At 48.8% G+C, this 12,090-nt stretch carries 15 protein-coding genes; 12 read left to right on the top strand and 3 right to left on the bottom strand.

Annotated features, from left to right (window positions below; translation table 11 throughout):
• The first annotated feature begins 656 nt into the window (after positions 1-656).
• The 8 genes from ACESLK_RS11725 (at position 657) to ACESLK_RS11690 (ending at position 4,566) form a co-directional block, all read left to right on the top strand.
• Positions 657-1,004, top strand: coding sequence for a VOC family protein (locus tag ACESLK_RS11725; RefSeq protein WP_373229627.1), 348 nt, complete (start codon positions 657-659; stop codon positions 1,002-1,004).
• An 87-nt stretch (positions 1,005-1,091) separates the two neighbouring features.
• On the top strand, positions 1,092-1,370 hold the full coding sequence (locus ACESLK_RS11720) for a hypothetical protein (protein WP_373229626.1): 279 nt from the start codon (positions 1,092-1,094) through the stop codon (positions 1,368-1,370).
• Positions 1,358-1,513, top strand: a complete 156-nt coding sequence (locus tag ACESLK_RS11715; RefSeq protein WP_373229625.1) for a hypothetical protein — start codon at positions 1,358-1,360, stop codon at positions 1,511-1,513. Before ACESLK_RS11720 ends, ACESLK_RS11715 begins: the two co-directional genes overlap by 13 nt.
• 86 nt (positions 1,514-1,599) lie before the next feature.
• Positions 1,600-1,995 (top strand): hypothetical protein, encoded by a 396-nt coding sequence (locus tag ACESLK_RS11710; protein ID WP_373229624.1) that lies wholly within the window; start codon positions 1,600-1,602, stop codon positions 1,993-1,995.
• Between the two features lie 167 nt (positions 1,996-2,162).
• A complete protein-coding gene (locus ACESLK_RS11705; RefSeq protein WP_373229623.1) occupies positions 2,163-2,615 on the top strand; it encodes a thiol-disulfide oxidoreductase DCC family protein in 453 nt (150 codons plus the stop codon).
• A complete protein-coding gene (locus ACESLK_RS11700; RefSeq protein ID WP_373229622.1) occupies positions 2,605-3,591 on the top strand; it encodes a DoxX-like family protein in 987 nt (328 codons plus the stop codon). Before ACESLK_RS11705 ends, ACESLK_RS11700 begins: the two co-directional genes overlap by 11 nt.
• Positions 3,557-4,234 (top strand): DUF4166 domain-containing protein, encoded by a 678-nt coding sequence (locus tag ACESLK_RS11695; protein WP_373229621.1) that lies wholly within the window; start codon positions 3,557-3,559, stop codon positions 4,232-4,234. The genes ACESLK_RS11700 and ACESLK_RS11695 overlap by 35 nt, the downstream gene beginning before the upstream one ends.
• A gap of 119 nt (positions 4,235-4,353) precedes the next feature.
• Complete coding sequence (locus ACESLK_RS11690; RefSeq protein ID WP_373229620.1) at positions 4,354-4,566, top strand: YczF family membrane protein; 213 nt, start codon at positions 4,354-4,356, stop codon at positions 4,564-4,566.
• A gap of 23 nt (positions 4,567-4,589) precedes the next feature.
• On the opposite strand, the gene ACESLK_RS11685 is transcribed toward ACESLK_RS11690, so the two are convergent.
• Genes ACESLK_RS11685 through ACESLK_RS11675 form a run of 3 tightly spaced genes read right to left on the bottom strand, consistent with a single transcriptional unit; the run spans position 4,590 to position 8,478 of the window.
• Positions 4,590-5,681, bottom strand: a complete 1,092-nt coding sequence (locus tag ACESLK_RS11685) for a GerAB/ArcD/ProY family transporter (RefSeq protein ID WP_373229619.1) — start codon at positions 5,679-5,681, stop codon at positions 4,590-4,592.
• A 39-nt stretch (positions 5,682-5,720) separates the two neighbouring features.
• Entirely contained in the window at positions 5,721-6,917 is a 1,197-nt protein-coding gene (locus tag ACESLK_RS11680; RefSeq protein WP_373229618.1) for a Ger(x)C family spore germination protein, read from the bottom strand.
• Positions 6,907-8,478, bottom strand: coding sequence for a spore germination protein (locus ACESLK_RS11675; protein WP_373229617.1), 1,572 nt, complete (start codon positions 8,476-8,478; stop codon positions 6,907-6,909). The genes ACESLK_RS11680 and ACESLK_RS11675 overlap by 11 nt, the downstream gene beginning before the upstream one ends.
• 184 nt (positions 8,479-8,662) lie before the next feature.
• Between ACESLK_RS11675 and ACESLK_RS11670 the strand changes: the two genes are divergently transcribed.
• From ACESLK_RS11670 to ACESLK_RS11655, 4 genes are all read left to right on the top strand, one after another.
• A complete protein-coding gene (locus ACESLK_RS11670) occupies positions 8,663-9,289 on the top strand; it encodes a ribonuclease HII (RefSeq protein ID WP_373229616.1) in 627 nt (208 codons plus the stop codon).
• Between the two features lie 109 nt (positions 9,290-9,398).
• Positions 9,399-11,288 (top strand): hypothetical protein, encoded by a 1,890-nt coding sequence (locus ACESLK_RS11665; protein WP_373229615.1) that lies wholly within the window; start codon positions 9,399-9,401, stop codon positions 11,286-11,288.
• Positions 11,285-11,593, top strand: a complete 309-nt coding sequence (locus tag ACESLK_RS11660) for an EscU/YscU/HrcU family type III secretion system export apparatus switch protein (RefSeq protein WP_373229614.1) — start codon at positions 11,285-11,287, stop codon at positions 11,591-11,593. The genes ACESLK_RS11665 and ACESLK_RS11660 overlap by 4 nt, the downstream gene beginning before the upstream one ends.
• A gap of 37 nt (positions 11,594-11,630) precedes the next feature.
• Complete coding sequence (locus tag ACESLK_RS11655) at positions 11,631-12,050, top strand: YraN family protein (protein WP_373229612.1); 420 nt, start codon at positions 11,631-11,633, stop codon at positions 12,048-12,050.
• The last annotated feature ends 40 nt before the right edge of the window (positions 12,051-12,090 follow it).

Below are 12,090 nucleotides of genomic sequence, written 5' to 3'. Positions count from 1 at the left end.
CTGTGCACTTTTTTTTGCTTTCACCAAAAAAACAAACGGCACAGGACTTTACCCATGCCGTTTCGGATTTCATTTTTATTCCTGTTCTTGTCTTTGAGCTAAACTAAATGACATTGCCCTTAAGGGATGCTGTTTTGCAACGCGCCTAGAAGGGGCAGCGTGGGTAATTCGTGCAAGTTCTTGTGCCCATCGGAATCGGACAATGTTCTTGTTATAAATCAAATAAATTCGCAGTAGCAGAAAAAGACAACACTAAAGAAGACGCAGCTCATTCAATTTTTAAAAGGGTGCAGCGCCCAAAATAGAGAATATTGTTATCTTTGAGGAATTAGGAGACTTCTGAAATGGTCACAGAATAACCTAAGTTTTCTAGCCGTCGAACTGCGTACTTTACAATAGTATGTTGCTTCTGTTTATCAAAATAATCTTCGCCTAAGTCTACATACATTTTATTGATCTAGCACCTCAATCTGTTCACTTAAGAAATCAATGTGAGTTAAAATGGTCTTTATCATTAAGGCACCATAGCTTATCGACCTTCCTCTCCCAGCCATAGTAGCAGTATTGACAGGGTCTTCGACCAATTTTCATCATCTGTGGTGCGGCGCTTGCATTATACCAATATTGGAAGAGTGAAAAGTAGGGAGGAAATTAAATTGCACAATCAGAATGATCAACCTTTTGAACGAATTGATGGTGTTTTTCTTCCAGTAAAAATTTTAAACGAATCAATAAATTGGTATGAAAATACTCTAGGTCTGAAATTGCTTTATAAATGGCCTGGAGGTGCAGGTTTTCAGGTAAGTGAAGGGGAGAGCTTGCTTGGATTGATTGAGGTAGATGATTTTAAACCTGCATTATTCAAAAGTAAAGAAGGCATAATGCATTATTTCAACTTCAAAAGTAAAGACGTAGCAAAGTCTCGTGAAATGTTGATTACACGAGGAGTCGAAACGACAGGGAGCAGTATGCTGCGGCAGCTGCTCCCTTTTCCATTGAAGTGACAGGCAGGATAGTACAACCCATCCCGTGGTAAACTTGGTTTAGACCTTGCTAAATACTTTCGTTTATTTTAAGGAGTTGATGTTGTAATGGTTAAAGTAGAACAAGCAGAAAGTTATCTCAAGAATAAAATTGGTGACTCCAGTGATATAGCAAAGGTTTGGGAAGAATTTAAAGCGTTTGGAAAAGAACCAGTAGAAGGTGAAGATGAAATTGCTTTACTTTTTCAATGTGGGGTATATGACTTACAGGTGAGAAGGTTTTTTACTTCGAATTTGTTAGGCAATTTTCAATCTCCGATGAGGACGAATATTCGCATATGGAACAACTTCGTTGTCAATTTACTTTTGAACCAATGGAGGAATTAGGAAAACTGGAAACAACCGAATGGTATTTTGATTATGAAGGCGATGTTGAGGAATTTTATGCTAGAATCGAAAATCTTGAGGAATTCAACCTTCCAATGAAAGAGAAGCCAATTAGATTCAGTGTATTTCAAGAAAAAGTATAAGTTTTATTCCGCTAACATGCACGATAGCGGAACCAGCGGTTAGGCAGCAGCCGTTTTTATTTAAATTTTCAAATGAGGTTTTGGAAATGAAATATAAGCATGCACTATTTACTTTTGATTTGAAAGAAAGAATCGCTAAACTTGAACGGGAGCTACTAAATATTTGTGATTCTCTGTTAAAGAAATACCAACCGCTATTTGCAGAAAAAAATTTGCTTTTTGAAATTGAATTAAGACGAGAAGGTAACGACCCTTTTGAACCAGGGTATGATTCTTCGGTATTATTATTCATCGTATCCGACAAAGTAGACGAAGTTAAATTTCATCTGGTACCTATTTGGGAATGCCAAAGAGCCTTTTGGGGTTTACCTGTTTCGAAGAATGTTCCTGGAAGTAGGATTTTTGGAGAACTCGTTGATGAAACAGTAGAAGAAATAAATTCAGAATTAGAAGAAAATATTATGGAATTATTAACTGAATAAGCAACAACAGCCTTACGACGGATAACGATAGTTGATAACAAAGCCAAATTATTAATTGTTGGGGTACTACATTCCGTAGTACCTTATTTTCGTTTGCCCCTCAAAAGTTGGAACTAAGCAAACGAGAAGTTAAAGACTACAATAAGAGTAGAAAGAGGGGATGGACAATGATTATCAAAAGGAAGGTTTCAGGCGAGCCCATCCTTGTTCTCATCGACGGACAGTGTAACTTGTGCCATGCCATAACTCGATTTGTTATTAAAAGAGATCCCGCTGCGAAGTTCCGCTTCGCATCTATTCAATCTGAGCAGGGGCAGCTGCTGCTCAGAGAAGGAAACCTGCCCGGGAATGACTTGGATACCTTCGTCATGATCGAAAGCGGCCGGTATTATACGAAGTCGACTGCAGCCTTGCGGTTATGCCGCAATCTAAGAGGCTTGTGGCCGCTCCTTTACGGCTTGCGCATCGTTCCGATATTCGTACGGGATCGAGTGTACGAGTGGGTTGCCGGAAGCCGTTATCGGTGGTTCGGTCACAACGATAGCTGCCTTGTGCCGACGGAAGAAATTCGCAAACGTTTTTTGACTGAGTCGTGGGAGGGGCGGAAGGATGAAAAATAAACCGATCTATGTGGAAATCGGGATAAAGACGGAAATGGATAAGCTGTGGGAGCATACCCAAACGCCAGAGCTCCATCAGCAGTGGGATTTAAGGTTTTCCGAGATTACTTACTTGCCGCGAAGCCGGGAGGATGAGCGTCAGAAGTTTCTTTACCGGACACGAGTTGGATTCGGACTTAACATAACCGGAACTGGTGAAACGAAAGCCGAGGCAGACGGTCTGGCGGGACATCGGATTTCTACGCTGACGTTCGGATCGGAGCAGCCGATCTCTCTCATCCGCCAGGGCGGGGGTTACTGGAAGTACAAGCCGAACAACGAGGGAGTCATTTTCATTACGCAATACGATTACCGCACAAGGTTTGGCATGGTCGGGCAGTTGTTTGATCGGATATTGTTTCGTCCGCTATTCGGTTATGCGACTGCGTGGAGCTTCGATATGCTGAGAATTTGGCTGGAGAAACAAATACCTCCCGCAGTCAGCTTACAACGGGCTTTCGTTCACTATTTAAGTGTAATTGTGCTCGCGGTCCTCTGGTTCTATCAGGGTCTGGTGCCCAAGCTGCTGTATCCGCAGTCCGGAGAAAGTATGCTGCTTCAGCAAACCGGTTGGTTTCCCGGCTGGGAAGCGGTCATTTTATCTGCCGCAGGAATACTTGAGATGGGATTCGCCTTGTTTATGTGCCTGTCGCATCGCCGGAAATGGGTTTACCAGCTTCAAGCTTTGCTTCTTATTCTACTTGGAACCGCTGCCGTTAGCGGTACTCCGGAGCTGCTGCAAGCTCCGTTTAACCCGCTTACGCTTAGCTTGGCGATGATCGTCATGGGCGTGCTTGCAACGGGAACGATTACGGATTTGCCGAATGCCGCGAAATGCCTGCGCAAGCCCGTTAAAACGAATAAACCGGTTAACGCCGATCCAAAAGAAGGAGGCGAATGTCATGGCATCCATCTATCAGCAAGTGTTGGGCAATGATTTTCAGAAGCTGCACCCTCGTATTCAAGAGCGGTTCGGGTTTAGCAGCGAAGATCGGATCGCCTCGATCGGACAAGGGATGATGGAGAGGATTTGGTATTCAAAATGGGCAGCGCTTCCGCTGTATATCGGAACGTTCCGGAACATTATGTTTCCGCAGGGCGGCGAACGTGTTCCTTTTACAATCGGTAACTATGCTTATCTGGACACTTTCGGTCGGGAAACGGTTACCTGGAGCCGCAAGTTCAAATTCCCGAAGGCGATTCGTAAATTCGACGCAACGATGATATACAGCCAGAAACGGCAGGCGATTGTCGATTATCTCGGCAGCATGCAGCATCTGGCGGTAGATTTGCAAATATCGGCTCAGGAAAATGGGGGCATAAGAATCCGCTCCGGCGATCAACGTTTCTATGAAGGCAGACTTCAATTCCGCTTTCCTTCCCCATTAACGGGAATCGCCGACGTATGCGAATGGTATGACGACCGAGAGAGCACGTATAAGATTTCTGTCGAGGTGAACAACCCGCTCCTTGGCCCTATTTTTCGATATCAGGGTCGCTTTCAAGCACATTTCATGGAGTTCAACGCCGAAAACATTCCACTCGATGTTAAGCCGCTAAGGGAGGAACGGCGGGAGTAAAGAACAACAAACATAAGACCAGCCAGCCAGGTGTTCATCGGGCATGCATGAAAGCGGGTCTCCGGACTCACAATAATATGGCTCTAGATTGTATTCGGATAGGAAGGCGGGATGCCAGTTTGAGAAGATGGCTTGTGATTCTGGTTCTCCTTATTCTGGGTGTCGGCTTCGCGGTCATGATGGATCTGCTTTTGGGATTTAATCTGAATACGGCCCTAGCTTCGGTTCTGCAGCCTTTCCGATTTATGTTCAAAGCCGAATTTGTCATTATCGGGATGACGATCCTCTATGTCGCAACCCTGGAGATTAAAGATGCACTTCAAAAAAAATAGGCTTACTTCAGAGTCTGCCGGTGTCAGGATTGGAATCGTCCTCGCACGAAAGTGCCTGCCCATAGCAGAAGCGGCAGGATAACGCCGAACAACAAAAATACGGATATTAAAGCGAAGTTTCCTTCCTCAATATGCTCCACAAAGTTTTTGGCGATGATAATCGAAAGTAACAATATGATCAGACCGACCGGATAAACCAGCTTTCGATGATCCATATTGCGGCATAAATCCGCCGCCCCTACCACAGCAGCATAATAAAAGACGGCAATCTTGAAAAAAGCGCCGATGATGAGCGTCATTACGACCAATACATCCATGCGCTGAATAAATTCCCTGATATTCACCAGACTGATTGTCGTGAGGAGCGGGAACGTAGCCCGCCCGGCAATATCGACACCCAGTACAGAAATGTTTATCGCCGTGCTGAAGCTTAACACGAGGCCGCCGGCTAACAGCGTGGCAAAGCCCATTCTTATTCCCCTTTTCGGTTGATTTAAGTAGGGCAGCAGCATCGCGAAACAAATCATTTCGCTGAAAGGAAATTCGAACGACTGTGTAATCGCGGTTTTGATTACGGGTTCCCACCCTTTTTCTAGAACCGGAAGGAGATGTTTTATTTCGATCACTCCGGATACGATGAGCAGGAAGTTGCTGAGCACGCCCAGCAAGATCAAGATCAGAAAGAAAATCTGGGCCGTTCTTGCCAACACTTCAATGCCTTTAGACAGGACGTAGCCGATTGTTAGTATCATCATGGCGCTTACGGCAATAATCGGCGTTTGATCCAATACCGAACTGATCAACAAGTCGGCGCCGTCCCGCATATCTCTTGCGGCCCCGTACATGAAAAAAATGACGTAAAGCAGACCCAACGGCCACCCGATCCAATTGCCTAATATTTTTCTGGCATATTCAGTAAGAAGCAGGTTCGGATAGCGGCGATACAGGGAGCAGTATACGCCAAACAATACCAATCCCCCTGCCAATCCAAGAAGGATTGTAAGCCAGGCATCTTTCTCGGCCTTCAATCCAAGGCTGACGACTAGCGCAGTTCCCATTTCGAACAGGAAAATCAAGGCCGCCAACTGCCCTGGACTGATTTTAGCTTTCTCCATCCTGCCTTCACCGTTTCCTCTCTAGTCGTGTTGCAATCTCTATTCGCTGGACATGCTTGATTTTGTTCTCATACCGGTCCGCAAAATAGAGGTCTCGACCGTCACTTCCGTTTTGCATTTCGGAAAAATGTCCTCCCAGCTGTCCTCCATTTTCTTCCATGCTTTCGGTTGATCCCGTTCGACCGCTTTCCCGAATCCAAGGATGTCGGTTTTCATGCGTTGGACTGCCTTTACGGCAGCCTCTACCTCAAGCTTCGTTTCTTCTTCCCATTGCTGCTCAAGTTTTCGGATTTCTGATGCTTTCGTGAGATCGATCGGACATTCGGCTTCGCCCACTTTGCCGGTTTGCCGGATCATGATATGGATAATCGGCCGACGGCCACGAATATCCGCCTTGATTTTTGTCGCTGATTGATAGGTCTCAACATTGATCTTTCCTTTCCGCTTACATTCAAGATCGACTATCGTGCTTTTTAGTTTGTTGTTTATCCATGTGACCCCGCGCGCGTTGTCCCCTTTCAGCCATCCCACCAGCTTTCCTTTCTTTATGACGGCCATGCCGGAAACATCCAATTGGGCCTGGGGTTCGGTATACTGCATATTGGATCTCTTTTGCCCCATTTCAGCATTGCCTATTAGCTTAATCCCGCTGACCGCAAGGCCTGCAGTCTTGCTAAATAGGCCCTGAACGGCATCGATAAGCGAGACTTCATAATTTTCCCCCACAGTCGTTTCCGAAAGCTTGACCTTGCCGAGAATGGCATTGGCCGGTATTTCGTCAATAAGCGTGAGCGTCTTCAAAACATCTTTCGCGTCGCTGCCTCTAGCGATGTACACTCTTGTCGTCAGGCGGGACTCATGATCGCGTTCCATAAAATCGAACACTTCTTTCACCCCTTCCCTGGCAAGCTTCTCGCCTATAATGAATATCCGCAGATGCTGGAGGTTGATCCGGCGCGACCCATTAAGCGCAACTTTGCGGACCGCTCTAAACAAGGTTTCTCCCGTATCGGAATAGACGACGACCGGCACGGATTTTCCCGCTCCAGGCCGGCTAGCGATTTCTTTCGGGTTCACGATTTGGAACGTCACGCGGAAACCTCCCGTTTTGGCGTCTTTGTCTACCCCCATGGCCATCGCTAGAGACAGCTCGTTCAGCTCCCGGTAATCCCAGCAGCCTTCAATAAAAATCAAGCTTAGAAACAGGAGGCAGAGAATACCCGATCTATGACTCATGCCGTTCACTTTCCCCTTCCGGTATACCGGGGGATTCCCCCTTCTTGTCTTTCAGGTCCGGCCGGGTGCGGGAAGATTTGAAGGGAGATCGCCAGATCGTATCCTTTTGGCGCCATGGATCAAACGGCGAGAACGGATATAGATACGGAACGCCAAACGATCTGAGACTGGTCATGTGAGCCACAAGGAAAATGATGCCCATCATGATCCCGTAAAAACCAAAAGTGGAAGCCAAGACCATCATGGGGAAACGGATCATCCGGACGGCATTGTTCATGGGAATACCCGGGATGGCAAAACTGGCAATCCCCGTAAGGGAAACGATAATGACCATCATCGCTGTAACAATGCCCGCTTCTACCGCAGCAGAACCGAGCACGATCGCACCGACAATGGACACTGCCTGTCCTACGGCCCGGGGCATGCGAATGCCCGCTTCCCGCATAATCTCGAACGAGATCTCCATCATCATCGCCTCGAAGAAGGCGGGAAACGGAACCCCTTCGCGCTGAGCTAACAAATTAATGATCAGCGTGGTCGGAATCATTTCGTGGTGAAAAGTGGTTAACGCAATAAAGCTCGAAGGCAGAAGCAGTAAAACAAAAAAGCTGAAATACCTGATGACCCGCATGAAGACGGCAAAATCGTACCGTTGATAATAATCCTCTGTCGATTTTAAAAATTGCGAGAAGGTCGTCGGCATAATCAAGGTAAATGGAGTGCCGTCGATCAGCAGCGCAATTCGTCCTTCGAGCAAATTCCCGACCGCCATATCCGGGCGCTCCGTATTGAATATCGTAGGAAATGGCGTTAACGATTGATCCCGGATAAGCTCCTCGATATACCCCGAGCCCAGAACAGCTTCCGCTTGTATTGCGGACAGACGCAGGTTGACTTCCCGCACAAGCTGGTCATTCGTAACTCCCTTAATATACATGATCGCAACATCAATCTTTGACTCGTTCCCGATAGTTATCGTTTCAAGCCGTAAATTCGGATTCTTTAATCTTCTTCTTATTAGTGAAATATTCGTCTCGATGGATTCAAGGAAGCTGTCTTTTGGGCCTCGTACGGTAATCTCGGTTGTAGGCTCCGTTATCGTTCTCTGTTCCCCGCCGTGTATGTCTGCGATAACCGCGCCATCGCGGCCATCCAGCAGGATGACGATATTTCCCGACAACAAGGCGTGAATCATGCCGTCCCAATCGGTTATAACCTTGAGGTTCCCTAAGGTCGCAGAAGCCCTAGACAGGATGGCTTCAAAAATGCTGTCGTTATCGTTCAAGTCCGAGTTCTCGTCCCACAACGATTGTGACATAAAATCGTTCACATTCGGCTTCTTAATTAATCCTTCTATATAAATAACTGCAACCCGGGTACCCGGATCGGCTCCTATATGAAAAGAGCGGAAGTTAATGTCCGGGCTGTTGCCGAGTGTTTGTCTCATAGCGCTTAGCGTATCGTCTAAATTCCGTCCAAGCGACCGCTCGGCTTCTTGCGATGGCGACTTGCCGTTATTTTCTTTGTTGTTCCGTTGTCGATCAGTCCGTTTACGAAACATATTGATCCCTCATTGCATTCATATATTCCAGTATTTGCTGTATATATGACGCCTATGCAGATTAGGGCTGGAGTAACCGATTTCTACGATATAAACAGCACTTTTTACAAAATAAGACTTGGCATTCTAAGAGGCATGATGGAAAATAAAAAGATGGTTATGGATAAGGGGGGGAAATGTGTCGATGACACAAGTTAATCGTTTGGAGTATGAGTCCGCGCTCTGGTCGCAGGGGCTGACGGCTATAGCGGGCGTGGATGAGGTTGGGAGAGGCTGCCTGTTCGGTGATGTAGTTGCAGCAGCGGTCATACTGCCCGTTGGGCTGATCCTAGAAGAAGTTAATGATTCCAAGCAGCTCAGTGAGAAAAAGAGAGACCTACTTTACGAGCAAATTCTGAAGGAAGCGGTCGCATGGTCCGTCGCTAGAGTTGATGCTGCAGTCATAGATCAAATTAATATTAGACAAGCCTCAAGGCTGGCAATGAAACAAGCGGTGATGGGATTAAGCGTAGTCCCGGAATATCTTCTTATTGATGCCGAAACCGTCGAATTGGAGCATGAGCAATTAGCGATTATTAAAGGCGATAGCCTGAGCCAATCCATTGCGGCTGCATCTATTGTGGCTAAAGTTACGCGTGACCGCTTGTGCAAGATGGAGTGGGAGGCTTTATACCCGGGGTATGGGATCGCAGGACATAAAGGTTATGCAACGAAAGTACATAGGGCAGCAATACTTGAACTGGGGCCGACGCCATTTCATCGTCAAAGCTTCCTTAGCGGGATTTTTGCTGAACAGCAGAGCTTGTTTTAAGAGAATAGTGAAGAATGACAAGAGATTAGCTTGTTTGAATTCACTCAAGGGAATAGGCTAAGCTACCGATATATAGACATATAGAGGCAGCGTGTAAGGAGGAAGCAGCATGAGCATGAACATCGGCCCGATGATTAAAGCTTTAATCGGAGACGGGCAGCCGGTTGACAGCCGTTCGTTGGAGCTTAGAATCGGTCAAATAGTCAGAGGCGTGCTCTTGGAGATTCTAGACGGCCAAGATGCGCTTATCAATATTGGCGGTGTCCAGGTTCGGGCGAAGCTGGAGGCAGAGATGACCCCTGGCAAGAGTACGTTATTGCAGGTGCAATCTAATGGTGTCGGGGGTCAAGTAACGCTTAAGCCGCTGGCAGATCTATCGGATGCCATTCCGGATTCAGGGTTAAAGGATATCTTAAAATCATTCGGGCTGCCGGAGCAGAAGTGGTCGATGGAGATGCTGCGGGGGTTAAAGCGCGACGGGTATTCAATCGGACGTGAAACGGCTTCTTTCTTTAATACGGCTGTAGCCTTAAAGCCAGCAGGAGCGGATGCGGCATCCTGGTCGGGTGCTGCGGATGTTGCGTTCCGGCGGGGTTTGACGCCGACGGAAACGACGTTGTCTTCGCTTCGGCAAGCCTTGTTCGGTCAGCCGATGCATGAAGAGTTATCAGGGCTGCGCACGGCGGTTGCTGCCTGGCTTGGCAGCGGGGGTCCGTTATCGCCGGAAGCCAATGCTCTGGGACAGAAGCTGCAGAGCTTATTGGCCCAAGGTGCATCGCTGCTTGCAGAAGGAGAGGCGCAATTGTCCGGCGAAGCGGGAGGGAAGGGTTCAGCACTTAATCGGGGTTCGGCTGCTCCGGATGGGGAGCTTCCTCCGCCTGCTGTTTCTTTGAAGGAAGCGGGGACTGGCGGGAGTACAAAAACGGCTGGAGAGCTGGGTAAAGCAACGGCGGAGGCTCTAAGGGCAGATGGAGGAGCGGGGCGTTCGGGAGCTGCAGGGGCCAATGTTTCCGCGAATGCGACAGCTGCGGCTTTGTCTGCGTCTGCCGGTTCAGCAGACGCAAGTTCCAGAGCCCAGCCGGACGCGGCACGCTCGGCTGGGCAGAGCGCTTCGCCGCCGGGCGCGCAAGCTGCGGCGGCGAATAACGCAGCGGCGGCGAACCGCGCCGCTGCACCAGCCCCTGGCGCGACGGCGGATAGCCTCCGCGCCAGAACAATGGCTGACGCGCAGCAGCCGTCAGCCCCCAAAGCGGAAGCGCCGTGGATCGGCCGCTTCCTGCAATGGCTCGGCGTCGGGCATGAGCATAAGCTCATGCTTGGCGCCGAGCCAAGATTGCCCGGCGACACCGCCGGGCTTCCTGCGGGCGCAGCCGCAGCCTTGCTTGGCGGGGCTGATGCCCCGTCGCAGGATGCGCGGCAGAACGCCGCGGATACGCTTAAGAGCGCGCTGCTCGCGCTCTCGGCGCATGACGATGTGCCGCCCGCTCTGCGGGAGGCAGCACAGTCGCTGGCCAACCAGGTGACTGGCCAGCAGCTCCTGCTCTCCTCCGAGCGGAATACGTCCGCACCCTTCAGCCATATGACGCTGTTCGTGCCAATGAAGGGCTCAGACGGGGATACGACAGCCACCGTTCACGTTCAAACCCGGCGTAACCGCCGCGGGGAGTGGGACGTGGACAATTGCCATCTGCTCTTCGACTTACGTATGCGGCATCTTGGCGATACTCTCGTCGATGTACAAGTCGTTGAGCGGATTGTTTCCGTAAAGCTGCTTAATGACTTCCCAGGGATGGCGGATTTATTGAATCAAGCGCGCGAGGAGCTTTCGGCCGGGATGTCAGCGGCTGGTTTTCAGCTATTTTCCTTGTCTGCGGCTCCCCTTCCGCAGTGGAAGGGCGGTTCTGCCGCCTCCGCGATTACTTCCTCGAGCTTAGAAAAGACGACATCGGCTGGGGATTATGCGACTAAGCCCTATAAGGGGGTCGACTTCAGAGCATGAGCCTGCCTAAACAAGAGAAAACCAATCTGCCTAAGAAAGCAGTCGCGCTGAAGTATGAGCCGGAGCAGGGAGCGGCGCCTACGATTATTGCCAAAGGGCAAGGAGCCATTGCAGAAGAAATTTTGAGACGTGCTCAGGAGAACGGCGTTCTGGTACAAGAAGATTCCTCTTTAGTTGAAGTTCTCTCTAAGCTTGACTTAAATCAAGAAATCCCGCCTGAGCTTTATCAGCTTGTTGCAGAAGTACTCAGTTTCGTATACCGCTCCGATCGTCGGGTTGGATCAAAGGATAAAGGGATAGGGTAAAAGCTTCTAAACGTTACCTTGAGGAGATGTAGCTTAGGTGGAAGACAACAAGCTTCAATCGCAAGCGGATGAACAAGCGCCTCGTCTTTCCGCGCTAAGCCGCAGGGCAGCAGCCGGTCGTGCAGGCGAGGAAGCAGCCGCAGCTCATTTGGAGCAATTGGGATATCGCCTTGTGGTACGTAATTGGCGCTGCCCGACTGGTGAGATTGATCTTATCGCCGAAGATAACACAACACTTGTATTCGTTGAGGTCCGCTCGCGAACAAATCCGACTCGATTCGGATCTGCAGTTGAAGCCGTCACACCTCGCAAATGTCGGCAAGTCAGAGAATTGGCAACCTTTTATTTGAAGCAGCGCAAAGGACCTCCTACATCTATACGGTTTGATGTTATTGCTGTAACTTTCCTCCGGGAAGGTATTGTAGCGGAGATTAGGCATCTTCAAGGTGCGTTCTGATCGCTCTCTTCACTACCTCAGCCTTCATCCGCGATGAAAG

Origin of the sequence: Cohnella sp., assembly GCF_041640265.1 — a bacterium.
Classification (GTDB): Bacteria; Bacillota; Bacilli; order Paenibacillales; family Paenibacillaceae; genus Cohnella.
Note: the sequence above shows the minus strand (reverse complement) of the source record. Positions and strands in the feature narration are given on the sequence as shown.